25 protein-coding genes and 1 pseudogene are annotated in these 22,864 nt (G+C 45.9%); 14 read left to right on the top strand and 12 right to left on the bottom strand.

The window, feature by feature from the left end; all coding sequences use genetic code 11:
- The 7 genes and pseudogenes from L865_RS25785 to L865_RS0113115 form a co-directional block, all read left to right on the top strand.
- Nucleotides 1-485 (top strand): annotated as a pseudogene (locus L865_RS25785) (hypothetical protein); the annotation flags it as partial.
- A gap of 66 nt (nucleotides 486-551) precedes the next feature.
- On the top strand, nucleotides 552-872 hold the full coding sequence (locus L865_RS0113140; RefSeq protein ID WP_245608437.1) for a hypothetical protein: 321 nt from the start codon (nucleotides 552-554) through the stop codon (nucleotides 870-872).
- On the top strand, nucleotides 869-2,320 hold the full coding sequence (locus tag L865_RS0113135) for a protein adenylyltransferase SelO (protein ID WP_028773670.1): 1,452 nt from the start codon (nucleotides 869-871) through the stop codon (nucleotides 2,318-2,320). The genes L865_RS0113140 and L865_RS0113135 overlap by 4 nt, the downstream gene beginning before the upstream one ends.
- Nucleotides 2,321-2,489: 169 nt before the next feature.
- A complete protein-coding gene (locus L865_RS0113130; RefSeq protein WP_028773669.1) occupies nucleotides 2,490-2,789 on the top strand; it encodes a DUF3630 family protein in 300 nt (99 codons plus the stop codon).
- Nucleotides 2,786-3,790, top strand: coding sequence for a serine/threonine protein kinase (locus tag L865_RS0113125; protein ID WP_028773668.1), 1,005 nt, complete (start codon nucleotides 2,786-2,788; stop codon nucleotides 3,788-3,790). Before L865_RS0113130 ends, L865_RS0113125 begins: the two co-directional genes overlap by 4 nt.
- Before the next feature lie 146 nt (nucleotides 3,791-3,936).
- Nucleotides 3,937-4,548 (top strand): thiol:disulfide interchange protein DsbA/DsbL, encoded by a 612-nt coding sequence (locus tag L865_RS0113120; RefSeq protein ID WP_028773667.1) that lies wholly within the window; start codon nucleotides 3,937-3,939, stop codon nucleotides 4,546-4,548.
- 367 nt (nucleotides 4,549-4,915) lie between these two features.
- Nucleotides 4,916-5,128, top strand: coding sequence for a DUF1107 domain-containing protein (locus L865_RS0113115; protein ID WP_028773666.1), 213 nt, complete (start codon nucleotides 4,916-4,918; stop codon nucleotides 5,126-5,128).
- Nucleotides 5,129-5,161: 33 nt separating this feature from the next.
- On the opposite strand, the gene L865_RS0113110 is transcribed toward L865_RS0113115, so the two are convergent.
- The 3 genes from L865_RS0113110 to L865_RS0113100 all read right to left on the bottom strand — a co-directional run bounded on the left by L865_RS0113110 (nucleotide 5,162) and on the right by L865_RS0113100 (nucleotide 6,572).
- Nucleotides 5,162-5,365: a cell division protein ZapB gene (locus tag L865_RS0113110; protein ID WP_028773665.1), complete on the bottom strand. Its 204-nt coding sequence runs from the start codon at nucleotides 5,363-5,365 to the stop codon at nucleotides 5,162-5,164.
- 232 nt (nucleotides 5,366-5,597) lie between these two features.
- Nucleotides 5,598-5,858, bottom strand: coding sequence for a Rho-binding antiterminator (locus L865_RS0113105; RefSeq protein WP_028773664.1), 261 nt, complete (start codon nucleotides 5,856-5,858; stop codon nucleotides 5,598-5,600).
- Between the two features lie 99 nt (nucleotides 5,859-5,957).
- Entirely contained in the window at nucleotides 5,958-6,572 is a 615-nt protein-coding gene (locus tag L865_RS0113100) for an outer membrane beta-barrel protein (RefSeq protein ID WP_028773663.1), read from the bottom strand.
- 312 nt (nucleotides 6,573-6,884) lie between these two features.
- Between L865_RS0113100 and L865_RS0113095 the strand changes: the two genes are divergently transcribed.
- Genes L865_RS0113095 through L865_RS0113080 form a run of 4 tightly spaced genes read left to right on the top strand, consistent with a single transcriptional unit; the run spans nucleotide 6,885 to nucleotide 11,085 of the window.
- Entirely contained in the window at nucleotides 6,885-7,772 is an 888-nt protein-coding gene (locus tag L865_RS0113095; RefSeq protein WP_028773662.1) for a hypothetical protein, read from the top strand.
- A complete protein-coding gene (locus L865_RS0113090) occupies nucleotides 7,773-8,705 on the top strand; it encodes an alpha/beta fold hydrolase (RefSeq protein ID WP_028773661.1) in 933 nt (310 codons plus the stop codon).
- A complete protein-coding gene (locus L865_RS0113085) occupies nucleotides 8,702-9,943 on the top strand; it encodes a DUF4056 domain-containing protein (protein WP_037471124.1) in 1,242 nt (413 codons plus the stop codon). Before L865_RS0113090 ends, L865_RS0113085 begins: the two co-directional genes overlap by 4 nt.
- Nucleotides 9,940-11,085 (top strand): BamA/TamA family outer membrane protein, encoded by a 1,146-nt coding sequence (locus L865_RS0113080; protein ID WP_028773659.1) that lies wholly within the window; start codon nucleotides 9,940-9,942, stop codon nucleotides 11,083-11,085. Before L865_RS0113085 ends, L865_RS0113080 begins: the two co-directional genes overlap by 4 nt.
- Nucleotides 11,086-11,246: 161 nt before the next feature.
- Here L865_RS0113080 and L865_RS0113075 read toward each other — a convergent pair whose 3' ends face one another.
- From L865_RS0113075 to L865_RS0113055, 5 genes are read right to left on the bottom strand one after another with little or no spacing between them, the layout of a single operon-like run.
- Nucleotides 11,247-12,383, bottom strand: coding sequence for a hypothetical protein (locus L865_RS0113075; RefSeq protein WP_028773658.1), 1,137 nt, complete (start codon nucleotides 12,381-12,383; stop codon nucleotides 11,247-11,249).
- Nucleotides 12,384-12,408: 25 nt separating this feature from the next.
- The gene (locus L865_RS24575; protein WP_051484595.1) at nucleotides 12,409-12,876 is read right to left on the bottom strand and encodes a DUF3299 domain-containing protein; all 468 of its coding nucleotides are present in this window, start codon (nucleotides 12,874-12,876) and stop codon (nucleotides 12,409-12,411) included.
- Between the two features lie 55 nt (nucleotides 12,877-12,931).
- The gene (locus L865_RS0113065) at nucleotides 12,932-13,669 is read right to left on the bottom strand and encodes a cupin domain-containing protein (RefSeq protein WP_245608436.1); all 738 of its coding nucleotides are present in this window, start codon (nucleotides 13,667-13,669) and stop codon (nucleotides 12,932-12,934) included.
- A gap of 27 nt (nucleotides 13,670-13,696) precedes the next feature.
- On the bottom strand, nucleotides 13,697-14,047 hold the full coding sequence (locus tag L865_RS0113060) for a cytochrome c3 family protein (protein WP_028773656.1): 351 nt from the start codon (nucleotides 14,045-14,047) through the stop codon (nucleotides 13,697-13,699).
- A 9-nt stretch (nucleotides 14,048-14,056) separates the two neighbouring features.
- The gene (locus L865_RS0113055; RefSeq protein ID WP_028773655.1) at nucleotides 14,057-15,559 is read right to left on the bottom strand and encodes a flavocytochrome c; all 1,503 of its coding nucleotides are present in this window, start codon (nucleotides 15,557-15,559) and stop codon (nucleotides 14,057-14,059) included.
- A gap of 189 nt (nucleotides 15,560-15,748) precedes the next feature.
- On the opposite strand from L865_RS0113055, the gene L865_RS23730 reads away from it, so the two are divergent.
- Together L865_RS23730 and L865_RS0113045 are read left to right on the top strand one after the other, a co-directional pair.
- Nucleotides 15,749-16,516 (top strand): TetR/AcrR family transcriptional regulator, encoded by a 768-nt coding sequence (locus L865_RS23730; protein ID WP_037471122.1) that lies wholly within the window; start codon nucleotides 15,749-15,751, stop codon nucleotides 16,514-16,516.
- 222 nt (nucleotides 16,517-16,738) lie between these two features.
- A complete protein-coding gene (locus L865_RS0113045; protein ID WP_028773654.1) occupies nucleotides 16,739-17,833 on the top strand; it encodes a branched-chain amino acid aminotransferase in 1,095 nt (364 codons plus the stop codon).
- 84 nt (nucleotides 17,834-17,917) lie between these two features.
- Here L865_RS0113045 and L865_RS0113040 read toward each other — a convergent pair whose 3' ends face one another.
- The 4 genes from L865_RS0113040 to L865_RS23725 all read right to left on the bottom strand — a co-directional run bounded on the left by L865_RS0113040 (nucleotide 17,918) and on the right by L865_RS23725 (nucleotide 22,321).
- Nucleotides 17,918-18,856, bottom strand: a complete 939-nt coding sequence (locus tag L865_RS0113040) for an acyltransferase (RefSeq protein ID WP_028773653.1) — start codon at nucleotides 18,854-18,856, stop codon at nucleotides 17,918-17,920.
- Nucleotides 18,857-18,863: 7 nt separating this feature from the next.
- Nucleotides 18,864-19,766, bottom strand: coding sequence for an acyltransferase (locus L865_RS0113035; protein ID WP_028773652.1), 903 nt, complete (start codon nucleotides 19,764-19,766; stop codon nucleotides 18,864-18,866).
- A 133-nt stretch (nucleotides 19,767-19,899) separates the two neighbouring features.
- The gene (locus tag L865_RS0113030; protein WP_028773651.1) at nucleotides 19,900-21,420 is read right to left on the bottom strand and encodes a YifB family Mg chelatase-like AAA ATPase; all 1,521 of its coding nucleotides are present in this window, start codon (nucleotides 21,418-21,420) and stop codon (nucleotides 19,900-19,902) included.
- A 97-nt stretch (nucleotides 21,421-21,517) separates the two neighbouring features.
- Nucleotides 21,518-22,321 (bottom strand): GGDEF domain-containing protein, encoded by an 804-nt coding sequence (locus tag L865_RS23725; protein WP_051484593.1) that lies wholly within the window; start codon nucleotides 22,319-22,321, stop codon nucleotides 21,518-21,520.
- Nucleotides 22,322-22,462: 141 nt separating this feature from the next.
- Between L865_RS23725 and L865_RS0113020 the strand changes: the two genes are divergently transcribed.
- Nucleotides 22,463-22,861 (top strand): YkgJ family cysteine cluster protein, encoded by a 399-nt coding sequence (locus tag L865_RS0113020; protein WP_037471120.1) that lies wholly within the window; start codon nucleotides 22,463-22,465, stop codon nucleotides 22,859-22,861.
- Nucleotides 22,862-22,864: the final 3 nt, after the last annotated feature.

The raw sequence follows: 22,864 nt of genomic DNA, 5'->3' as shown, positions 1-22,864 counted from the left end.
AGCCAGAGCCAGAGCCAGAGCCAGAGCCAGAGCCAGAGCCAGAGCCAGAGCCAGAGCCAGAGCCAGAGCCAGAGCCAGAGCCAGAGCCAGAGCCAAAACAACAAGATGAATCTTGGGCCAATGATAAACTGGCATCAGCGTTAATCGACTATCGCAATGCCAGCGAAAACGTAGCGCAACATAGCGCGTTACTATTGGCGGTTGCAGAGTGCTATAAACAGCGTAAACAAACCCAGTATCGAGACTATGGTGCAGGTCTGCAGCAAGACTATCTCGAAGTATTTGCTAAGCTCGATAAACCGGCAGAGCAAAAAGGTGTGGGCTTTATGCATTTAGCGACATTACTTAATGACAGCGGGCAGTATGATACCGCGATTGCCGTATGTCAGCAGGCTATCAATTATGGTTTAACCGATGGCACTGTAACGGGATTTGAAGGCAGAATTACCCGTATTGAGCGAGCTAAGGCCAAAGCGGCGCAGTAATCTTTACTGTATCTAGCAAGCTAGGCGTGTAAAATAGTGTGTATTAGAGAATAAAGGCGAACGAGTGTGTCGCCTTTTTTATTGGAGCTAGCCATGGGCCTTAGACCGTTTGTTGTCATCAGTTGTGCATTAATTCTCTCAGCATGTACCCAAAATCCACAGTGGACCCTGTTTTATAGTGACAGTCAGTCGCATATTGCCGAGCAAGATTTAGGTGACAATATCGCGGGTTACTACAAAGCGCTTGATCAATGTGTTGCCAAAGGTAAAGGCCTGATCCGCCTAAGTGGTCATAGCAATGGTTCATTCCAATGTGGTCATCAATGTGTGGCTAACGAGCAAGGTGGTGTCAGCTGCCAGCGTTTGACTCAAGAGGCTGAGCTGTGAAGTTTAAGCAGGATTACTTCGAGCAATTAGTGGGCTTTTACTCACAAGTTAACCCGCAAGGGCTGAGTAATCCCCATTGGTTAGCTTGGAGTGATGATGCCGCCAAGCTGCTTGATAATGCAGCGCCTTCTGAGTCGTTATTGCAGCAACTCAGTGGTAACCAAGCGATGCCGGGTGCCAGTTATTACGCGCAGGTCTATAGTGGTCATCAGTTTGGTGGCTATACGCCTAGGTTAGGTGACGGACGTTCGATTATTTTGGGTGAAGCATCTGGGCCGCAAGGGCATTGGGATGTGGCGCTAAAAGGCGGCGGATTAACCCCTTATTCACGTCAAGGTGATGGCCGGGCAGTCATGCGCTCTGCGGTGCGGGAGTTTTTAATCTCTGAAGCGCTGCACCATATTCATGTGCCGACCACGCGAGCCTTGGCGGTCATTGGCTCAGATTTACCCGTATGGCGTGAAAGCCAAGAACAAGCAGCAATTACTGTCAGACTAGCGCGCAGCCATATTCGCTTTGGTCACTTTGAGTATTTCAGTCATAGTCCTGAAGGCAGTAAAGCCAAATTACAGCAACTCGTTGACTTTACTCTTACTCAGCATTACCCAACATTAACCTGCGACAGCCAAGGTTACGAATTATGGTTTAATCAGGTTGTTGCTGATACTGCAAAAATGATTGCCCATTGGCAAGCCGTTGGCTTTGCCCACGGAGTGATGAATACCGACAATATGTCGATATTGGGTGATAGCTTCGATTTTGGACCGTTTGCCTTTTTAGATACGTTTAACGAAGACTTTATCTGTAATCACTCCGATCCCGAAGGCCGATATGCTTTTGGTCAGCAGCCGGGGGTCGGTTTGTGGAATTTGCAGCGTTTAGCGCAAGCCTTAGTCCCCCTCATTGAATCTGATGTATTGATTTCGGCCTTAAACCGCTATCAGCAACATTTGATCGATCACTACTTAACCCTGATGCGGGCTAAGTTAGGGTTAACTGTTGAATCAGCCAGCCCAGAACAAGATGAGTTTGATCTCGCATTGATGGGTGAGTTCACCATGATGTTGCAGCAAAGTCAGCTCGATTATACCAACAGCTTTAGGCAGTTTAGTTACCTAGATCCAACCCAGTCACGTAGTGAACTTGCAGATGATTTCATTGATAGGCCGCGATTTGACGCTTGGTGGCAACAGTTCCAGCAGCGCTTAGGTAAAGTAAAGGATGTAGAGGCTTGGCAGCAGCAGCGTAGTGCTATTAACCCCAAATATATTTTGCGTAACTATCTTGCGCAAGAGGCCATCATTGCCGTTGAAGAGGGTAACAATCAGCCGTTGCAGCAATTACATCAGCTACTGACTCAACCTTTTGCAGAACAACCTGAGTTTGCTCATTATGCACAGCGGCCACCGCAGTGGGGGCAAGGGTTAATTATGTCCTGCAGTAGTTAGTGTCAGTCGCTGGATAAATGAAAACTGGGTTGCGACTATTTCGGTGTTGAGGTGTTCATCCGTTGTTCATCTGCCTGTGGATACACTTAAAACCGAGGTGAATCACAAGCCGTTTTAGTCACACCGTCGTGTAGTAAAATTGTTGTTTGGTAAATAAAGCGAGCCCAATGTGAGCATAAACGTAACCCGAACCGAATTAAATGAAGCCGCTAAGAGCTTGTCTATTGAAGCCGATATCGACTTTGATAAGTTTGAGCGCTTTGCGCAGCCTTTGGCTACCGCCCTTGATTGCCGTGTGATAGAAACGCAGTGGGGCGCAGATCGTCATCAATGGTTGTTGGATTTTGAAGGTACTGTGATGCAGCTTAATTATGAGTTTTACGGTGATATTTGCTGGTTGAGTGTGGAAAACAGTAGTGATGTCGAGGTGCTCGCTTATTTGCAGACACTTTTGGAGCGTAGCTTATGAGCCACCATTCTCATTCCGCTGAGTTTCATTACCAAGCATTAACCCCAGATCTGATTTTGGATGCTATCGAAAGCGTTAATATCTACCCTGAAACGGGGCTGCTAGCACTTAACAGCTATGAAAATCGTGTCTATCAATTTCGTTGTGATCGCGGCCAGCGTTATGTTGTGAAGTTTTATCGCCCCCAACGTTGGAGCAATGCGCAAATTCAAGAAGAGCATGACTTCTCCTTGTCTTTACTTGAGCATGAAATACCCATCGCTACGCCGGTAGTGCTCGACGGTAGTACCTTACATGAATACCAAGGCTACCGATTTGCGCTGTTTACCTCAATGGGAGGCCGAGCATTTGAAGTCGATAACCTAGATCAGCTCGAAGAAGTTGGTCGATTTATTGGTCGAATTCATCAGCATGCGCAGCAACAGGAATTTCAGCACCGAGACAAGTTAACCCCGCAGCTATTGGGTGATGAGTCGTTAACTTGGTTACGTGAATCTGGTCATGTGCCTGACTCACTTAATACCGCTTACTTCACCATAGTTGAACAACTGTTGGGGCGTGCTAAGCAGCTTTGGCGTGAAGATGAATTTGATATGATACGTTTACACGGTGATTTGCATCCGAGTAATATTTTGTGGACCCCTGACGGCCCAGGCTTTGTTGATTTAGATGACGCCAAGATGGGGCCGGCAGTGCAAGATATTTGGATGATGTTAGCGGGTGAGCGACCACAGCAAACACTGCAATTAGAAGTGTTACTTGAGGCTTATGAAGATTTTTGCTCGTTTGATACTCGGCAACTGAAACTCATTGAGCCACTGCGGGCAATGCGTATGCTGCACTATAATGCGTGGCTGAGTCGGCGCTGGGACGATCCAGCCTTTCCAATGAACTTTCCTTGGTTTGCGGAAGACAAATATTGGGAGCAGCAGATTCTTGGATTTAAAGAACAGCTGGCTAAATTAGATGAACCACCACTGAGCCTAACACCGCAATATTAAGCGCTGCAGGCACAGATTTGTACCTATGCTGACGTATTTTGTCACATAAGAATGAACTTAATGCTTGAGATAATCTCCAATATTTGATTATGTTAGGCACAACTTGAAAAACAAACTGTTTGTTGCAAACAAAGGATATCAACAATATGAAAAAAGCATTCTTAGTCGCCTTGGCTTTGATTATGGCTCCAATGGCTGCATTGGCAGCTGATTATAAAGAAGGCGTACATTACACCGTGATTAATCAAGGCCCAGCAACAGCCAAGCCTGAAATTGCCGAGTTTTTCTCATTCTACTGTGGTCACTGTTATAACTTTTATAAGACTGCAATCCCTCAAATTAAGAAAGATCTGCCAGAAGGCGTCACTTTCAAACAAAACCATGTTGAATTTATCGGTCGCAACATGGGAGTAGAAATGTCGCGTGCGTTTGCGATTGCTCATCAGTTGAAAGTTGAAGATAAAATTGAAGGCGCACTATTTAAAGCGATTCATGATCAAAAGCAGCGCTTCACTAGCTTAGAAGATATCAAGAAGCTATTTGTTGCTTATGGTGTTGACGGTAAAGACTTTGATTCGGCGGCAAGCTCATTTATGGTGAGTGCACAAATGTCACAGATGAAGCGTGCGACTGAAAATGCACAAATCTCTGGTGTACCAGCGATTGTGGTTAATGGTAAATACCGCATCGAGAACGAATCAATCAGCAGCTACAAAGAGCTGCAAGATATTGCGTTTTACTTAACCAACATGAAGTAAAGCCTGCAATGTCATGATTAAAGGAGGCTGCGGCCTCCTTTTTTGTGTCTGCTGCTTGGTAAAGCTCAAATTCAAGGCCAAAAAAAACCGTATTTCCTGGTCGCTGGAAATACGGTCATTGAGCCATGTGGCTCAGTTTTACCCTGAGTAACACCTCTAACTTAGCAGTCTGTCAAAAATTTGGCAAGTGTCATTTCTATTTTTCTACATTAGCTATTCGTCTGATAGACAATAAGAAATATTTTACGCTATGGATAGGTATCAATTATTTACAAAAAAAAACTAAAATTAATGAAACTCTCGTGGTAAAAAGGCGGTCCAAGACTGGGTACAATAATTAAAAACAAAACGGTTAATAGGAGGTCACGTGAGAGTTTTTCCTGTCTATGCACCAAAACTAATAGTCAAACACGCGCGAATTTTTTTATCTGGTGTGATCTGGGTTAAAGACCTAGGTCGATTAGAGTTCGAAAAGGGGAGATTTTTACTGCCAAGGAAGACCATGCCTGAAGTGAAAAAGGCAATTTTAGAATTAAATAGTTTGATTGAAGCACAAAATAGCGAAGCGAAGATGGCCTAGGGCCTTATCTTCGCTTGTACCGCTTACAGCAACTTAGCTGACTTCATCATTTAGCAGACCAACAAGTCCGGTCACTTTCTCGTTCCACGAGTTAAGATCTTGGCTGAGTTGTTGGTTCTGTTCACTCAAAGCAACATTCTTTTGCTTCTCTTCTTCAAGTTCCATTTTTAACAGTTCAATGGTTTCTAGTGCGGCTTGGATTTTTGTCTCCAGCTTGGACAGTAATTCGAGGCTCATAGGGGAGTCCTAATAGTTTCTGGATGGTTCACTCGATTCTATCAGTGACAACGGATGAAGGAATAGTTAATTATGCTAAATGTAGAAAAAATAGGCTAAAAATCGTATTTATTTTGTCATAGACAAGGATTGGTTTTTTTTCGGCCGTGAAACTCAGCTTGCTATGCTAGTTGGTGAAATATCTTGGCATTAGATGAAAGTAAATACTAACCAAATTAACGCTAGCCAAGTCTCATTTTAAATTGATAGAAGAAAAAGACGCGCCTTCAATATCAGTGCTTATTTTCGCTATGCTATCTAGCCTAATGCTGCGTTGGTGAACCGCGGTTTTTACCACTAACCATTCACTATGATCAGCACGGGTCTCAGTGGTCAGTGCTCGGCCTCTCACTTCAGAACCATCGGTCAAAATGATGATTAGGGGATAGCCTCTGACACAAGCCAGTTCTATGTAATCATGGTGGTCGCAGTTAATCGGCGTGTAGCTTTGCATTGGGGCTCCTTAATAGTTGCTTAAAGGTTTAGTTGCTAATCAAGAATTAGGCAAATAAAAAGCCCCGAAAAGGGGCTTTTAATTGTGTAACTGATTAAATTAGAAGCGGTAGTCAACCGATAGATAAAGTTGCTGGCTATCATTGAGAGAAGCAGACTCGGTAATGCCGATATTGTGTGGTGCAGGCTCAGGGTTGCCATAGCTGACTGAGGCATCGTAATCTTGCTTGAGGTAGCGATAACCGATTTCAGTGCTGACATTGTCATTGAACTTGTACATCAAACCTGTTTGGCCGCCCCAAACAAAGCTGTTCTTAGAGTCAACATTATTGGTTGCTGGGCTAATATGGTTAACACCTGCAGTAGCACCAATAAACCAGTTCAATTTGTTGTCAGCGGTTAATCCCACCAGATAGTCGTATGACAACAATAGGCTTTGCTGTCTTGAGTGGTCGTCAGAGTTGTAGCTATAAGTTGAGTAAACACGATTGTTGTCGTCGATATATGCACCGAAACGTAGCTCATAGAGGACATTGGTTTCTTTGTCTTTAGCATATTCAGCATTAAAGTCTTCGTCGACTTCATGCATGCGGCTGCCTTCATATTTGTTCTGTTGTGCACCGATGCCACCACCGATGAACCAGTCTGCTGCCATTGCAGGCATCGCCATTGCTGATGAAAGAAGGGTTGCGATTACGATAGTTTGCTTTTTCATGATGTATGCTCTCTTGGTTAATCTGTAGGCGACTTGGATGTCGTTGAGGGCATAGTAGAAGATAGTTGCTGAACCATAACTGAATGATATTAATCAGGTGGATTCTGCGTTTTATGATATTACCTATTGAAATATCTTGCCTACGGCGAAGCCAACTACAAAAATAACAATGCCAGAGCGTGATCAAGTTGACCAAAATGCACTATCTAAGATGTATGTTTTTCAGACTATCTTCATATTAGCCAAGGATAATACCCGCGCTAACTGTTACTTCTTTTTTACTTCCTAGTTTTCCAATAATTAAGGTCTGATATGTTGTTCAGAGTTTTAGCGGGCGTGGTATTAACCATGACCTGCACCTTTGTCGACGCTATTGAGCGTCAAAGTGCTGATGAAAAATACGCCCGTGCATTCCCAATTTGGGCGCAAGAGGCAATAGATTTAGGTCATCAACTGCCTAAACCATATGGCTTTTCTGTTACGGTTATGGATATGGAGCAACCGCTAATTGTTGACTCCGTAAACTTCTCTGGCCTAGGGCCAATCGATGACATGATTTCGATCAACGGCAGCGAAGCATTTCAAGAGTCTGAAACCATTACTTTCCGCGCCGATATGTGGGTGCTGCCATTTCTTAATCTATACGGCATTTTGGGCCATACCAAAGGCAGCAGTGTTGCCAATGTGCAGGTAGAAGCAGACATTTCCGATGTACTGCCTTGTTTTAGGCCGCCTTGTGTTATTACCTCCGATCCATTCGATTTTGAGCTCAATTTTAAGGGTACAACTTACGGTGTGGGTGGCACATTGGTGGGCGGGATTGGCAATTGGTTTGCGCTGTTAGATGTCAATTACACTAACACCAACTTAGATATCCTTGATGGCGAAATCAGTACCATTGTGGTCTCACCGCGTATGGGGTATCGCATTCCAACAGGTAACAACGAAATGCAAATATGGTTTGGCGCCATGTACCAAAACGTTGAACAGACTTTCAGTGGCTACCTACACGATATCGGTATTGGTAATAATGTTGCCATGCTCGAAAACGCAAAATTTGAAGTCAACCAACATCTAGAAGATAAGTGGAATGGCTTGTTAGGCGGACAGATCTCGATTAATCAACAGCTAGATCTGTTGTTGGAAGTAGGTTTTGGCACCCGCACAAGTGGCATGCTGAGTGTGGGTTATAGGTTTTAAATGATGAGTCGTGGATTGCATTATTTCGTCGTGCTACTAGGCTGTTTATTGCTATCGGCTTGCTCTGCTGTCAGTTACCAGCAACAGCGAGAGGTTAATCAGCTTGTTGATGCGGGTTATAGCCAAACGCGTATTACCCTTGAAGACGGCGGCACGCTAAGTTATTGGCAGGTGGGCCAAGGTGAAGCTAAGCCCACCTTGTTATTGGTGCATGGCTTTGGTGGCGATGCGCAGTCAAGCTGGCAACAAGTGATGCTCAACTTAGCCCACGACTATCATATCATCGCGCCAGATTTAGCCTGGTTTGGCCAATCATATAGCCACGGCGAGGCCAATCTGGCAACTCAAACTCAGTTGATGCAAGAGTTACTGGATCATTTGGCGATAACGTCGGTGAATCTAGTTGGGATTTCCTATGGTGGCTTTGTCAGTTTCGACCTGATGGTGAAAGATGCTCGAGTAGAAAAAGCGGTCATCTTAGCCAGCCCAGCCTATCTGTTTTCTGATGCGGAACTGGCCAAGTTGAGCCAACGTTTTGCTGTTGAGTCACCCGAAGCGATTTTCGTGCCGCAAAATAAAGCCGAGATGCGGCATTTATTGGCGGGTACTTTTGATAATTTCCCTTGGTACCCCGGGTTTATTGATGAACAGATTTACCAGCGCTATTTTGCCCAGTGGCAGCCACAAAAGCGCAGATTGATACAAACTTTGCCGCAGCACCGGGACCAAATAGCCAACGATGTTGAACTGAGCCAGCTGCCTGAAACGTTACTTATTTGGGGTGAAAACGACAAGGTGTTTCCACTCTCTGCTGGACTGGCACTTGCCGACACCATTAAGGCGCCAATCGTGGTGATTCCTGACGCCCCCCACGGCATTAGTAATGAGTATCCCGAGATTGTTACTCGCGCCATTAAGGAGTTTATACCGTGAAACTTGTGGTTGTTTGGCTCGGGTTGATGTTACTGAGCGGCTGCAGCAGCAATGACTGGCAAGTGCGATCTATTCCAAATGAAGCTGCCATTGCCGCGGCGTTGGACGATCAGTTAGATAACGTTGCTGTGGCGGATTTTGATTTGTTGGGTTACCCCAAAGCGCGGATGCCGCAGGCCGTGCGTCCTTGTTGTGCCTTTGGCACGGGTCATAAAGTGAAAGTGGGCCCAACTACAATCCCTTTTTATCGCTTTGCCAATACCGTGGCGCTTGATGATATCGGCCCACACGCCTTTGAAGCAGGGAATTTTAGCCATCAAAAAGGCTTACCCGATGGGTCACGTGGCGGCGAAAATAATGGCATGATCTACACTCAGCAGGGCGGTTTTATTGACTTAGCCCATGTGCGTGACACCGCAGATAATACGGTTGCACTGTTTTATCTTATTCAGCGTCAACTTGGCGAATCTTTTCAGGTGACCTTACCGGATGAAATTGGCCCAAGGCATATTCAGTTTCAAGCGGTTGATACCAGCGCTATGTCAGCGACTGAGCGTCGAGAGTTAGCAATTCACCTCGCAGCACGCCAAGCGTATTTTATGGCAGAAGCCCACGAAATTGCCCAATGGCATGGTTACCGAACGCTAGCCCCTTGGTCGGAAGAGGTATCGGCTTATTCGCCAGAAGATCTTTACTCCAATATGTTAGGGGCGAAAATTGCCATCGCCTTGTTAAGCAATAACCTCACCATGAATACCGAGCTTTATAACCAGCATATGACGCAATGGCTGGCAGCGAGTTTGGCATATTTACAGCCAGTAGATAAGGCCGTTACCAATGAGTTATTCGCAGTTATTGATGGTCATTGGTGGGACTCTTCGCAGCCATTGCCCAGCAAAGATTTGCTTATCAAACGGCATTATCAATTAGGTGACAAGCAGTCCCCTTATTTGGTGCCATCGACTCTGATTTCTGCAGCTACGGATGGTGAGAGCCTAATGCAAAGCATCGACAGTGGAGCGCAGGCAAAAACCTTGTCTTTGCTGCGTGAGTATAATGGTATCGCACTTGATGAGATTGCAGTGCAACACTTAAGTGTTGCGCCAAAGTATCAACCGAGTTTTAACCATATCCCTGCGCATTTGTGGCAACAGGGTTTTACCCATGCCGATTTCAGCGATATTGCCCGTCATGATGAAATTGCCGACCTTGAGCAGGCACAAAAGGTTGAGCAATGAATAGATTGCTTATCGCAATGAGTATGTTTATCAGCAGTATCGCGTTGGCGGCTGATGCTGAGGTATCACCGGCAGCTGAAGAGCAGCAAAGCTGGCTTGAAGGGTTCTTGCAAAGTTTGGGGGCCGATGGTGAGTTTGATGCAGACAAAGCGATCGACTTTAGCGTATTGCCGGGCCCTTTCTATAATCCTGAAATGGATCTTGGGGTAGGGGTGTCAGCGGTAGGCCTATACCAAGTTAATGCTGACGATGATGAATTGCAGTTGTCGTCTTTGGTGATTAATGGCCTAGCTTCAATCAACGGTGCATTGGGTGCGAGCATTCAAAATCGCACGTTCTTCAATCAAGCGCAGCGCTTCTACCTTGATGCAGAATTGTTTGATGTGCCCGATGTGTTTTATGGCGTGGGCTACCAAGATAACCACCAAGACAGCAACCGCGTTGATTTTAACTACCTCAATTTTGGTTTAAAACCCATGTGGATCCAGCAAGTGCTGGCTCACAGTTATATTGGCGTTGGATTTGATCTGCAGCTGGCCAGAGCCTCAGAGATTAATCCCAACGACAGCTTGGTTGATACCAGTGTCCTTGAGCAAGACTCTCGCAGTGTTGGGGTTAATTTGTTGGTTAACTACGATAGTCGCGATAACACGCTTAACCCGCAGCAAGGGAGAATTATTGAGATTGAGTCGAGCTGGTATCGCCAGCAACTCGGCAGTCAAACCGATTTTGAAAAACAGACCTTGCTATACAGTGAGTACTTGCCTGTTTGGCATGATGACGTGATAGCTTGGCAGGTTAGAGGTCGTTTTTTGCAGGGGGATATTCCCTGGGATCAGCTGAGCAAAATCGGCGGCGGTGATAGCTTAAGAGGCTATACCACAGGGCGTTATCGCGATAAGCAGATGCTGCTAGCTCAAGCGGAGTACCGTATGGATTTACCCGGTCGCCATGGCATGGTGTTTTGGGCCGGTGTCGGGGTGATTGCCGATAAAGTCAGTGAGTTATTTGAGCAAACATTGCTGCCCAACTATGGTGTGGGCTATCGCTTTGAAGTGAAACCTCGGGTCAATTTGCGCCTAGATTTGGGCTTTGGCGATGGAGACAGCGGCTTTTACTTTAACGTCAATGAAGCGTTTTAGTGGGCAAATGCTGACTATATAGTAGAAAAGCCCCCAGTGAAGTGGGGGCGGGCCAAAGGTGTAAAATACGAGCAATGTATACGGCCCAAATAATGATTAAGCGAGTAAAGGAGCGGGAGTTCGCTTAACTTATGGTGAGCGAGTCGTGCTCTAACTTCTACTTAAAAGTAGTAGCCAAAGTTGATGTTGACGCGCTTGTCCCAATCGTCACCCATTTCCGGTAAACCTACATGGTCATTGATGCTAGAAAAGGTCATGTTTTTACCCATGATAAAATCCACCATGGTGTAAGTTGCACCTGCTGCTATCGCACAACCTGTGACGTTTTGCATACTGTTGTCATAGTCATCATCGGCGACATCCGGTGTCATTAAACCAAAGTCGTTATAGCACTTCACACTGCCCCAATCGGTGTTGAAAGTCTTGGCCAGATTAACGCTGTAAGCTTGACCTTTTGATGCGATTTCATACTGCCAGCTCACCACTGCGATACCAATTTTGTTGGGGTCTTTCGCATCGGCGGCATCATATTCATACTGCATCGCTTGCAGTTGTAAATTCCAGTCTTTATAAGTGCTATCAAGGTGAACCGCGAAGGCTGAACGATTGCCCATATTGCCAGTTTCACTGTTATAGATTTGACCGTACTGAGCCGAGCCGCCGAAGGTAGTCGCGCCGCCTTCATATTCGGCGGTATAGGTTTGTCTTAGGTTAAACCCGTTGGTTTCTTCGTTGTGGTATTCGGTACCATTGATGGTGCCACTGTATAGTGAAGCTGAATAACGCTTATTTTCAGTCGCACTGTAAATAGGGTTCTTATAAAATGCCATGTCGGTATGCCAGCCGTTATCACTGTATGACGCTTTAATACCTACATCATGGTTGTCTTCAAACCCTAAGTAGTAGGGCAGACCAAACCAAAAACTGTTGGAGATAAACTCAGGGTTACCAAATGGCACTTTATTGACCCCGACCTGTAATTGCCATGCTGGGTTTACATCGTAGTATGCATACCCATACTTTAAGTAGTCACTGTCAGCGGTCAGGCGATATTCAGCTGCTAAGCCCCAATCGTCTATTTTGCCGTTAAACTTTAACGCAAACAGTTCAAAGTCTAAGCTGCCGTATTTATCTTTGTTGGACTCGTCATAATCACGATAAGCGTAGTTAACCCTAACAGCGCCACCAATATCGATGCCGTTTTCGTTGTGACCTGCTAGTGCGTGGGGTGAAAGGCAACTAGCGACCAGCACACTGCCTAGTATTAAGCTGGTTTTTTCAATCGTCTTCATCTTCATTTCCTTGTCTACGCGATGATGTGTTTCAATGTTGGTGTGCATGAGGCTCATTTGTATGAGCTGCAGTTGTTGGGTAATTGATTGCTTCGATGCCTTTAAGCGCATAGCCGGTTTTGGCAAACCCAGATTGAGCGGGTTTGATTGTTAGCGTGCCAGCTATGTATATGGGCTGCTCAGGATTAGGAATGGCGATTGGCTCGTCAAAGACCACATGAATAAGCTGGTTAGCAGGTGCTGGTGGCTTATGAAAACAGGCGCCTTGCTGAGGTGTGAGCAAAAAGTTTTTACTTTGACTGACATCTAAGCCATCAAGTGGTACTACAAACCCAGGGATGATGACGGTCTTGCCATCTAGCTCGTGATTCACATTAGTTTCTGCCGGTAAATGACTGGCACCAGGTGCCAAATTTTGCCAGAGAATCGCCAGTGCTTCTGTAGCGTAAAGAGGTGTACTCAATAGCCAAGTAAGTAGCAATATTAGGGATTTTTTCATGGTATTTAATAGGGCTAACCGTAGCTAGCCCTTCCTAGTTAACGATTTAACCGGACTATTTAGACTTTTGGACGACATCCCAGCCGTAACCACCGTTGCCAGAACGAACCAACTTAGAGTTGGTGTAAGGAACAAAGTCGAACATTAGTTGCTCACCAGGTCCAACATCCTGTGGCCATTGGTACTTAAAGGTTGAGAATTTGCCATCAAGCGGGAACCAGTACATGTAGATCAAATCTTGATCGTCATAAGTATTGGGGGTGTAGTGAATGGCTTTACTTGGGATCTCGATATAGTCACCAGGGCCAAAAGGCTGCATGCGCTCTTGTGCCCAGGTGAGACCTTGACCACTCAATCCGTAGTAACACTCCATTTCTCTATGATAGTGAGGAGCGGCTGTGCCCGGCGCGACACGCACTAAACCGATAACGGTTGGTTCATCATTTAGTTCCTTCCAGCACATTCCCACTTCTGTGGCTGCCGCACCGCCTTCAGGGCATGGAATTAAGTTACTTGGGTCATCAACGCGCCAAGTTAACCAGCCTGATTCATTGGCCCCTGTGCCGCCGTGATCGTTTGATTTAATGGTATAGATGTCCTTATCGCCGCTTTGCAGCTGTTTAAGGTAAGCCATGGCTTGTTCTTGCTTACACACCATGGGCATGACTTTGGTTGGCGCATTGATTGTTGATAACGTTGGCTTTTCATTGTGCCAAGGTTGATCTGCTGGTTTGTCGGCAGCGATGGCGCAACCTGAAAGTAGAACAGCAGAAAGTGTTAGTAAGTTTTTCATCATCATTTCCTTTTTTAATTACAAGTTTTAGTTAAATTTTGGGTAGTCGAAATTGTGGCAGTCCATACAGATGGCTTGCTTTTTGGTGTGCTCACCATGGCACTCCATACAAGGGGCTTCTTGGCCGTAATGCATGCTGTCATGGGGATTTTGTTTGGCATCGTGGCCTTTTCGAGCAGTTTGTTTCGCCAAGTCACTCATATCGTGGCACTGCAGACAGGCCGTGTCAGATGGGAAGCTTTTAAGTCCCTGGTCATGGCAAGTTTTGCATCCAGAGTCATAAACCATCTGGTGATACTCGCGCTGATCTCTTGCCATGGCGGTCGAGGCTATAGCACTGCTAATAACGAGGGCGATTAACGGGGTGATTAGTTTCATAGTGAATCCTTAAGCTTTCATCATCGAACGGGCAGCGGTAACACCAAAGGCCATGCATTCAGGGGTAGAGCAGCCACCGAGGCGACTGACGCCATGGACGCCACCGGAGACTTCACCGGCTGCATACAAGCGGGGGATAGGAAGGCCATTTTTGGCTGCGATCACTTCGGCCTTAGTGTTAATTTGAATACCACCTTGGCAGTAGTGAACCTTGGGCCAAAGTCGTTGTACGATAAACGGAGCGGTAAGGTAGATGCCGGTGCTCATATTCATCCGTTTGCCAAACTGCGGGTCTTCACCTTGCTTAACGTATTGGTTCCAATCGTTAATTTGTTGTTTCAGTGCCGCGAGTGGTAGGTCGAAATGCTTGGCAATGGCTTCGACGCTATCGAATTCCCATGCAACGTTGTAGCGCAGTACATTTTCCATTGAAGGATCTTTTTTTGCTTCGTGTTTAGGGGCGATCAATAGTGCTGGATTAGGGTTGCCGTCTTTGTCGCGACGCTGAACTTCTAAATCAGCGCGTGTTTTGCGGTCTGCGGTCTCGTTCATGAAGCGCTGCCCCGTGTTACGGTCGATGGCAATTGAGTGGGGGAAGTTGTACAGAGAGAAACCAGCACCGTAGCCAAACCCACCTTCGTCTGGTGATGCCCAAGGGCCAGATTGAATGAAGCTCAAATGCACAGGCATCGCCCCCTCAGCGAGCATTGCAACTAAGCCGTCACCGGTGGCACCTCGGGCGTTGGTGCAGCCGACCTCTTCACCAAGATTTGGATCAAGTGCTTGTCTAAAAGAGACGTTCGCGCCGAATCCACCGGTAGCAATGAGTACACCTTTTTCGGCTTTTACATTGATGAGTTTGCCTGAGTCCTCATGGCTGAAGTGGTAACCTTTGCGAATTTGAATCCCTAGAACTGTGCCGTCTTTTGCAGTAATGAGGTGCTCAAACTTATGGCGGATTTTAGTTTTGACCCCATAGCTGCGAGCCGTTTTCAACATTGGGCGGATGAAACCTGCACCACTGCGTTCGATGACTTGGTGACTGCGAGTTGCACTTGTACCGCCTGTATTGATGATGTGGTCGCGATAAACGCAACCACAATCTTTGGTGAGTTGATAGATGTAGGGGCCGAGCTCAGCACTGTGGCGTAGCAATTCTTCACTGGCATAACCGCGACCCGATTTTAATTGGTCTTGAACCATCAGCTCGGCGCTATCTTCAATCCCTAGTTTCTTTTGCAGGTCGGTATTGGCAAAGCAAGCTTGGCCAGCATTCAATGTTGAGTTACCGCCATATACGCCAAGCTTTTCAAAAATGACAATATCTTTCGCGCCAAGTTTCGCCGCTTCTACTGCAGCGGCTAAGCCTGCGAAGCCAGAACCGACGATGACGACTTCATGGGACTCATCCCATTCAACTTGGTTTGATTGGGCATGTGCAGTTAAAGGGGCAAGCGCACCTACAGTGGCTGCACTCGCACCAAATTTTAAAAATGAACGTCTTGTTTGCATATTGTTGCCTCCGATTAACTTGGGGTAACAATATGCCTTCATGATTTAACCAAACATGCGCAAAATCACACTTTATATGGGGGGAGAATCTTTTTTGTGGCACTGTTCAAGAAAATGTTTCTTTTAAGTATAAAAAGCGTTTAATGGCCGTAATATAAACTTGAACACACTCAATATTACGAGGTGGATATGCATTGTCCAGGAAATAAAATCGATGCAATTAGATGTAATCAGTTACTGGATGTTTCTGAAAAATTGATTGATAATCAAGGTGTTGTTTCATTTAGGTTTGCTCAGATAGCTAAAGGTGCAGAGTGTTCAACTAATACACTATATAAATATTTCGAATCAAAAGAGGACGTTTTAGTCTGTTTGTTTTTACGCAATACAACTTCCTCAAGAATGCCGGATTTTATTAAAGATAATCCTTATTTAACTATTCATGAACGAGCTGTATTGCCACTTCTTTTTACTTTTGAGTTAGTTAAGAGAAGCCCAATATTTAATATATTAAGAGTAGTGTCGATTAATAGCATGTTTTGGCAATTAGCTAGTCCTGAAAAAATAGCTATTTTACGCAACAGAGTAAACTTATTCTGGAGCTGTATCCGCAACCCATTGGAAGATGCGGTGGCTGCTGGAGAGTTACATGCTAACGAGCAAGAAGTGAAGGATTTAACCCAGATGCTCTATTTCTTTCTCGCCGGGGCGACTTCCTCCTATCAAAGTGGTTTGATGGATGAGAAGTACTTAAGCCCCGATGCGACCGATGGGTTACGTCATATTAGTCGTTTAATGAATCGCTACCAATGGCGAAGTCCAATTACTCAGGAAATGATGCAGGACTTGAGCCAGCGGGTACAGCAATTCTTAGATCATGGAGATGGTAAACAGCGTACATGTGAAACCTGTCTAGCAACAGGTAAAGCGGTTAGCTGTAGCCGAATTGAAATTTAAGTTATTGATAGTCCTGCGCACGGGGAATATCAAGACTTATCATCACCATCTGTTGAAGCTTTTTTGAGACTTGCTAGCTAACACAAGGATTCTTATCTGAGTGTGTGGCGTCATGGCAATGCGTTACCACCAAGATGAGTAGACTAAGGGTTAAGGTGTTTTGGCTTGACTTTAGCTTAGTGCATCCATAGTCTGCTAGGTCAGTAATCAAGGTGGTATACAATGCAAATAAACTATAACTTAAAACCTGCGTCTGAACGCCGTACTGAGCAGTTTGAGCCAGCGGAAAATGTTGGCTTTGGTAACCTCAGAACTGACCATATGTTTTTAATGGATTATCGCGATGGGGAGTGGCGAGATCCAAGGATTGTACCTTACGGTCCTTTTGAAGTGGCACCGGGTGCAATTGCGCTGCACTACGGCCAATCGGTGTTTGAAGGTGCTAAAGCCTTTAAGCATGAAGACGGTGAGATCTACACCTTCCGTCTCGATAAAAATGCGCAGCGACTTAATCGCTCTGCCGATATCTTATGTATTCCAGGTTTGGATGAAGACAAACAGCTTGCGGCCATCAACGCTCTGATTGATGTCGATAGACTTTGGTTCCCAATGCAAGATGGCGCGTGCTTATATATTCGCCCATTCCTATTTGCTACCGAAGATCGTTTATCGGTCAGTCCGAGTGAGCAGTACACCTTCTGCGTGATCTTAAGTCCAAGCGGTCCGTACTACTCTGACGGTTTTGATAAAGCCATTCGCCTACTAATCAGTGAGCGTTTTCATCGCGCGGTGAGCGGGGGGACAGGAGCTTCTAAAGCGGCTGGTAACTACGCTGCATCGTTAAAAGCAGGTAAAGCGGCGGCGGAATATGGCGCGGCGCAAGTACTGTATCTTGATGCTAATAATAAGCAGATTGAAGAAGTGGGGGCGATGAACCACTTTCATGTGTGTAAAGACGGCACCATTATTATCCCAACGTTCACTGACACCATTTTGAAGTCAATTACCTCGCAATCGATATTAGAGTTGGGTGAGTTACTGGGCTGCGAAGTGCGTCAAGAAACGGTGATGCTCGACCAATTCCTTGCCGACATTGAAGCCGGCGAGATTATCGAAGCTGGTGGCTTTGGTACCGCAGCTGTGGTTTCTCCAGTCGGTTCGTACATTTTTGAAGACAATCGTGTTGTGACCGTGGGTGATGGTGAAGTCGGGCCGCATACTCGTCGAATCTATCAGGTGCTAACCGATATTCAAAAAGGCAAACTAGCCGCTCCAGGTGACTGGGTGCGTTTGGTGCCGAGATTAGCCCCAGTTTAAGCGATAGCGTCCGTTGAATAGATAATAATAAGGCACCGAAAGGTGCCTTATTTATGTCACGATGATTCAAAAACCAATCTGTTTTTAATTGACGTTGGCGGGTTTATCTTTCACCAGCTGGTGTGAATCATGTTTAAGCAATATCTGATGAATTTGCTCATCTTTTTGCTGCCAAATACCATTTAGCCAACGCTGGAACTGCGCCCGGCATTCGGCATCATTGAAGTAACGTTTGTCATCCACTTCAGGAACAGGCAGGGTTTCGATACGCACAACAATGCGTTTTACCTTACCGTGCATTACGCCGGCCAGTACGTCGTCTGGCGCGTCAGGGTAAACTAAAGTGACATTCAATAAGTTAGTAAATTGCTCACCCATTGCAGAAAGGGTAAATGCAATACCACCGGCTTTGGGACGCAATAAATAGCGGTATGGCGCACCTTGGCGAGCGTGTTTTTCTTTAGTAAACCGGCTGCCTTCAACATAGTTGATGATAGAGGTGGGGGTGTACTTAAACTTAGCGCAAGAGCGTCGGGTTGTTTCTAAGTCTTTCCCTTTGAGTCTAGGGTTCTTTTTCAGCTGTTTAGGGCTGGTGCGATTCATAAACGGCATATCTAGCGCCCAGCAGCCAAGCCCCATAAAGGGGACATAGAGCAGCTCTTTTTTTAAGAAGAACTTTAACATTGGAATGTTATTACGCAGTACGTAGGTGAGCGCGGCAATATCGAAACCACTTAGGTGATTACTGATGAGCAAGTACCAGCCATCAGGTTTAAGTCCCTCCAGACCTTCGACATCCCACTCGATTTTGGCGATAAGAAATAAGATGCCGCCATTGCAGAGTGCCCAAGCCCACATGAACCGGTTCATTAAATGGCTTAGCCCTGTGCGTATAACGCGAATCGGCATAACAAACTTGATCAAGCCGCCGATAATAATAAAGCTGCTCCATACCACGGTGTTTATTACTAATAAAACGCTACTTAGTAAGAAAAGAACGGGGCCGGGCAAAAAGTTAAACATGCGAAAATTATACCTTTGGTTGTACGTGTTGCTGGGCAAGTTGACTCAACTCTGCATCTTTATCTTGCCACAATGTATTTAGCTGCTCTTGAAAGGCAATTTTAAACTGCCGGTCATTCACATAGTCGCCGCGCATGGTGTCGCTGATTTCGCTGACGCGTATGCTGATATCAATATGTTTGACTTGGCCGCTGATAAACTGCCAAAAACTTGGTGTTCCTTCAGGATAATAAATCGACACATTCACTAGCTTATGAATGTGCTCTCCCATTGCTGATAACGCAAAAGCCATGCCCCCCGCTTTGGGCTTAAGTAAATGCTGATACGGCGAGTTTTGCTTGCTATGTTTGCTATCACTAAAGCGAGTCCCTTCAACAAAGTTCATAATGCTGACAGGCTTGTGCTTAAATTTATTACACGCTCGGCGCGTAATTTCAATATCTTTACCGCGTAATTTAGGGTTCTTTCGCAATTGTGCCGTGCTGTAGCGGCGCATAAATGGAAAATCGAGTGCCCACCAGGCAAGTCCAAGTACAGGCACATAGATGAGTTCTTGTTTTAAAAAGAACTTTAAAAACGGAATTTTACGATTCAATACCCGTTGCAGCACTAAAATATCGACCCAAGATTGGTGATTAGCGACCACCATGTACCAGTCTTTTGGTGACAGCTCGCCGTCAATATTGATGTTGACCGCAACCGGATGGAAGAGTTTCTCAATGCCATAGTTGACCGAAATCCATGCACTGGCACAGTTGTCGAGGATGTAGCTGCACAGCTTGCGCATGCTTGTCAGAGGGATCAGTTTAAATATACTCATAAATAAAATGGGGGTAACCCAAAACAGAGTATTGATGACTAAGCAGCAGAAAACCACACTGCCTCTGATTGTTGTTAACACGCGACCCATTTCATCCCCAATGAAAATTTTGGTCGACTATATTACTCTTTGCGCGCGTTTCACTCAATCGACAAGACGATTAAGTTAGGGTTATTCGCCTAAATGTCCGTTATCCAGTGGGATTAACTGGTGTTTAGCACAATTAATAGGGACTGTTTAAGCTGTTGAGTAATCGATCCATGGCGCGATAGCCTAGCGCTTGGGCTATGTGACGGCGGCAAACTTGTTGACTTTGCTGTAAATCCGCAATAGTACGAGCGACCCGTTGGAGTCGATGAAAACTACGGACTGACAACCCTAATTTATGCACACTTTGTTCTAAAAATTGCAGGTCGGCATGCTGGAAGCCCGCTTGTTTTAGCTGCTTACCACTGAGCTGGCTATTGAGCACGCCAAAACGTTGCAGTTGGATCTCTCTGGCACGCAGTACCCGCTGCGCCACTTCGGCGCTGGTTTCACCACTGTTGTCGGTTTTTGTCAGGGTGCCTTCAGGTAGTTTAGGGACTTCAATGGTCAGATCGAATCGATCGAGAAATGGCCCCGATAGGCGAGATAAGTAGCGCTGGATTTGATCACTGCTGGCCCGAGACTGATTTACATCACCACATGGGCTGGGGTTCATGGCCGCGATGAGCTGAAAGCGGCTATCGAATCTTAGTTTAGCGGCAGCGCGAGATATGGTGACTTCTCCCGTTTCCATCGGTTCACGCAAACAATCAAGTACCTTACGAGGGAACTCGGCGATCTCATCTAAAAACAACACACCATGATGAGCTAAGGAGATCTCTCCCGGTTTGGGAATGGTCCCACCGCCGACCAGCGCCGTGGCTGAGCTGGTATGGTGTGGCGTTCGAAATGGACGTCGATAGAAACGTTGCACTGATAGCGGTTGACCGGCTACCGAGTGAATTGCGGCGACTTCCAGAGCTTGATCGTAGTTAAGATCGGGCAGTAGGCCGATAATTCGGCTGGCGAGCATCGTTTTGCCGGTACCAGGGCTGCCCAACATCAGTAAGTTGTGTTGCCCCGCTGCGGCTATCTCTAAAGCCTGTTTGGCTTGGTACTGGCCAATCACATCGGTAAGACAGCCCATTTGCTCATTAGGTTCTTCACTCACCCAGTGGGTTTGGCTATCTATTCTGGGCAGCAGTGATTGGCCATGTAAATATTCACTGAGTTGCTGCAGATGAGTGGCAAAGTAGCAGTGTTGATAACCGACCAGTTCAGTTTCCTGACGATTATCTACCGGCATAACCAGCTTACTGTGTTGTTTGCTGGCATCCACAATCACCGGCAACAGTCCTTGGCAGTAGCGGACTTGACCGGATAGAGCTAGTTCGCCAACAAATTCATGGTCGTTAAGTGATTGCATCGGGATCTGCTTTGATGCCGCTAAAATGCCGATAGCGATGGGTAAATCATAGCGACCGCCCTGTTTAGGCAGGTCAGCGGGAGCTAAGTTGACGGTGATACGCTTCATGGGAAACTCAAACCCAGCATTAATGATTGCGCTGCGGACTCGCTCTTTCGCTTCTTTAACTGAAGTTTCTGGTAGGCCAACCAGATTAAATGCAGGTAAGCCGTTACTGAGGTGGACTTCTACGGTAACCGCTGGGGCTTCCACCCCTTTATTGGCGCGTGTACTGACACAGGCTATAGCCATAAACAAATCCTTTTGTTTACTGTGATTAATTTACAAATCAAGACGCTATTGAGTGTAGCAGCAAAATAGTTACTCTGTGGCTAATCGCCGACTTGAATCATTTAGCCGTCACTGGTGAGCCGAAAATCGTGAACGGGGTATGATGGTTTTTGGCATGATACATAGCGATATCGGCACTTTTCATCAAACTACGTCTATCGCTGCCATTACGTGGGAATTCGGCAATGCCAATACTGACACCAACGGCGAGGCGGTGTTGGTCAAACTGGATATCTTGCAACAGAGCCTGTTTAATTTTCAATGCCGTCTCACTGGCAAGTTGGCTATTAGTATTGGGTAATATTACCGCAAATTCATCACCGCCTAGGCGTGCCGATAACGACTGCGGTGGGCAGACATACGCGATACGTTTACCGACTTCTTTTAGCACTTCATCACCCGCTTCGTGGCCGAGGGTATCGTTAATGATTTTAAATTCATTTAAGTCCATCATAATGCAACTAAAGGTGTTTGAGGTATTGGCCAGCATAATATCAAGTTGTGTATAAAATCGATTGCGATTGGGCAAACTAGTGAGTAAATCGTGATTAGCTTGGTAATCTTTGTCATTAATGGTTTGCAGTAATTTTGCTAAAGTTTGTCGGCTCATCTTGGTGACTAGCCAGACAAAAATGCCGCCGCCGGCAAATACTGCCGCGACTATCATCTCTAATGTGGCTGCGGGACGATGCAGCAGTAACCAGATAAAGCCGATATAGCCGAAGATGAACATGGCGATCATGCTCATCAGTAATTGCCAACCTTTGTGCTGTTCGTGTAATACGCACATTTGATAGGTCGGAATGATGGCAGCGAGTAACCCTGATAACCCTAGCAATACTAGACAAATGGCAAATATCACGCGGTCCTCCGCTCATTTGATTAGCTTGTAGGGAATAAGTATAGAAGAAAAACTGCGGTTGGATATTTGCCTTGGGCTAGGTCAGCGGTGAGGTTTATCTTATAATGCGCGCAGATTTTATAGTGCAAAGATGGCAAGTTCGTGGCAAAACGTAACAGTAACCCCAGCTATTTCAATATTGATGATTTATCGACTTGGAGTAAGTATCGCAAAAACCTATGCGATAGCTGCCAAGCGACTTGCTGTACGCTGCCTGTTGAGGTGAGCGTAGCAGATTTGGTGCGCATGGAGCTGGTGGATGAGTTTGAAGCGCAAGAAAGTGGCAAATCAATCGCTAAGCGCCTGCAAAAAGCGCGCATTGTCAGTAATTACAATCACAAGGCTGATATCTATACTCTGGCCCGCATGTCCAATGACGATTGTTTGTACTTAGATGCTAAAACACGGCGGTGTACCATCTATGCTAAACGCCCCGAAACTTGTCGCAATCACCCTAAAATTGGCCCTAAGCCTAATTACTGCCCCTACAAACCTAAGTAGCTG

It is taken from the genome of Shewanella waksmanii ATCC BAA-643 (assembly GCF_000518805.1).
Classification (GTDB): Bacteria; Pseudomonadota; Gammaproteobacteria; order Enterobacterales; family Shewanellaceae; genus Shewanella; species Shewanella waksmanii.
The sequence above is the reverse complement of the archived record's forward strand: the minus strand, read 5'-3'. Positions and strand labels throughout refer to the sequence as shown.

Coding starts and splice junctions, on each gene's coding strand:
- L865_RS0113045 (WP_028773654.1), top strand. CDS start 16,739: ATGCAAATAAACTATAACTTAAAACCTGCGTCTGAACGCCGTACTGAG.
- L865_RS0113040 (WP_028773653.1), bottom strand. CDS start 18,856: ATGTTTAACTTTTTGCCCGGCCCCGTTCTTTTCTTACTAAGTAGCGTT.
- L865_RS0113090 (WP_028773661.1), top strand. CDS start 7,773: ATGATGAGTCGTGGATTGCATTATTTCGTCGTGCTACTAGGCTGTTTA.
- L865_RS0113030 (WP_028773651.1), bottom strand. CDS start 21,420: ATGGCTATAGCCTGTGTCAGTACACGCGCCAATAAAGGGGTGGAAGCC.
- L865_RS0113060 (WP_028773656.1), bottom strand. CDS start 14,047: ATGAAACTAATCACCCCGTTAATCGCCCTCGTTATTAGCAGTGCTATA.
- L865_RS0113080 (WP_028773659.1), top strand. CDS start 9,940: ATGAATAGATTGCTTATCGCAATGAGTATGTTTATCAGCAGTATCGCG.
- L865_RS0113100 (WP_028773663.1), bottom strand. CDS start 6,572: ATGAAAAAGCAAACTATCGTAATCGCAACCCTTCTTTCATCAGCAATG.
- L865_RS0113120 (WP_028773667.1), top strand. CDS start 3,937: ATGAAAAAAGCATTCTTAGTCGCCTTGGCTTTGATTATGGCTCCAATG.
- L865_RS0113065 (WP_245608436.1), bottom strand. CDS start 13,669: ATGAAAAACTTACTAACACTTTCTGCTGTTCTACTTTCAGGTTGCGCC.
- L865_RS0113075 (WP_028773658.1), bottom strand. CDS start 12,383: ATGAAGATGAAGACGATTGAAAAAACCAGCTTAATACTAGGCAGTGTG.
- L865_RS0113110 (WP_028773665.1), bottom strand. CDS start 5,365: ATGAGCCTCGAATTACTGTCCAAGCTGGAGACAAAAATCCAAGCCGCA.
- L865_RS0113055 (WP_028773655.1), bottom strand. CDS start 15,559: ATGCAAACAAGACGTTCATTTTTAAAATTTGGTGCGAGTGCAGCCACT.
- L865_RS23730 (WP_037471122.1), top strand. CDS start 15,749: ATGCATTGTCCAGGAAATAAAATCGATGCAATTAGATGTAATCAGTTA.
- L865_RS0113105 (WP_028773664.1), bottom strand. CDS start 5,858: ATGCAAAGCTACACGCCGATTAACTGCGACCACCATGATTACATAGAA.
- L865_RS24575 (WP_051484595.1), bottom strand. CDS start 12,876: ATGAAAAAATCCCTAATATTGCTACTTACTTGGCTATTGAGTACACCT.
- L865_RS0113095 (WP_028773662.1), top strand. CDS start 6,885: ATGTTGTTCAGAGTTTTAGCGGGCGTGGTATTAACCATGACCTGCACC.
- L865_RS0113035 (WP_028773652.1), bottom strand. CDS start 19,766: ATGGGTCGCGTGTTAACAACAATCAGAGGCAGTGTGGTTTTCTGCTGC.
- L865_RS0113125 (WP_028773668.1), top strand. CDS start 2,786: ATGAGCCACCATTCTCATTCCGCTGAGTTTCATTACCAAGCATTAACC.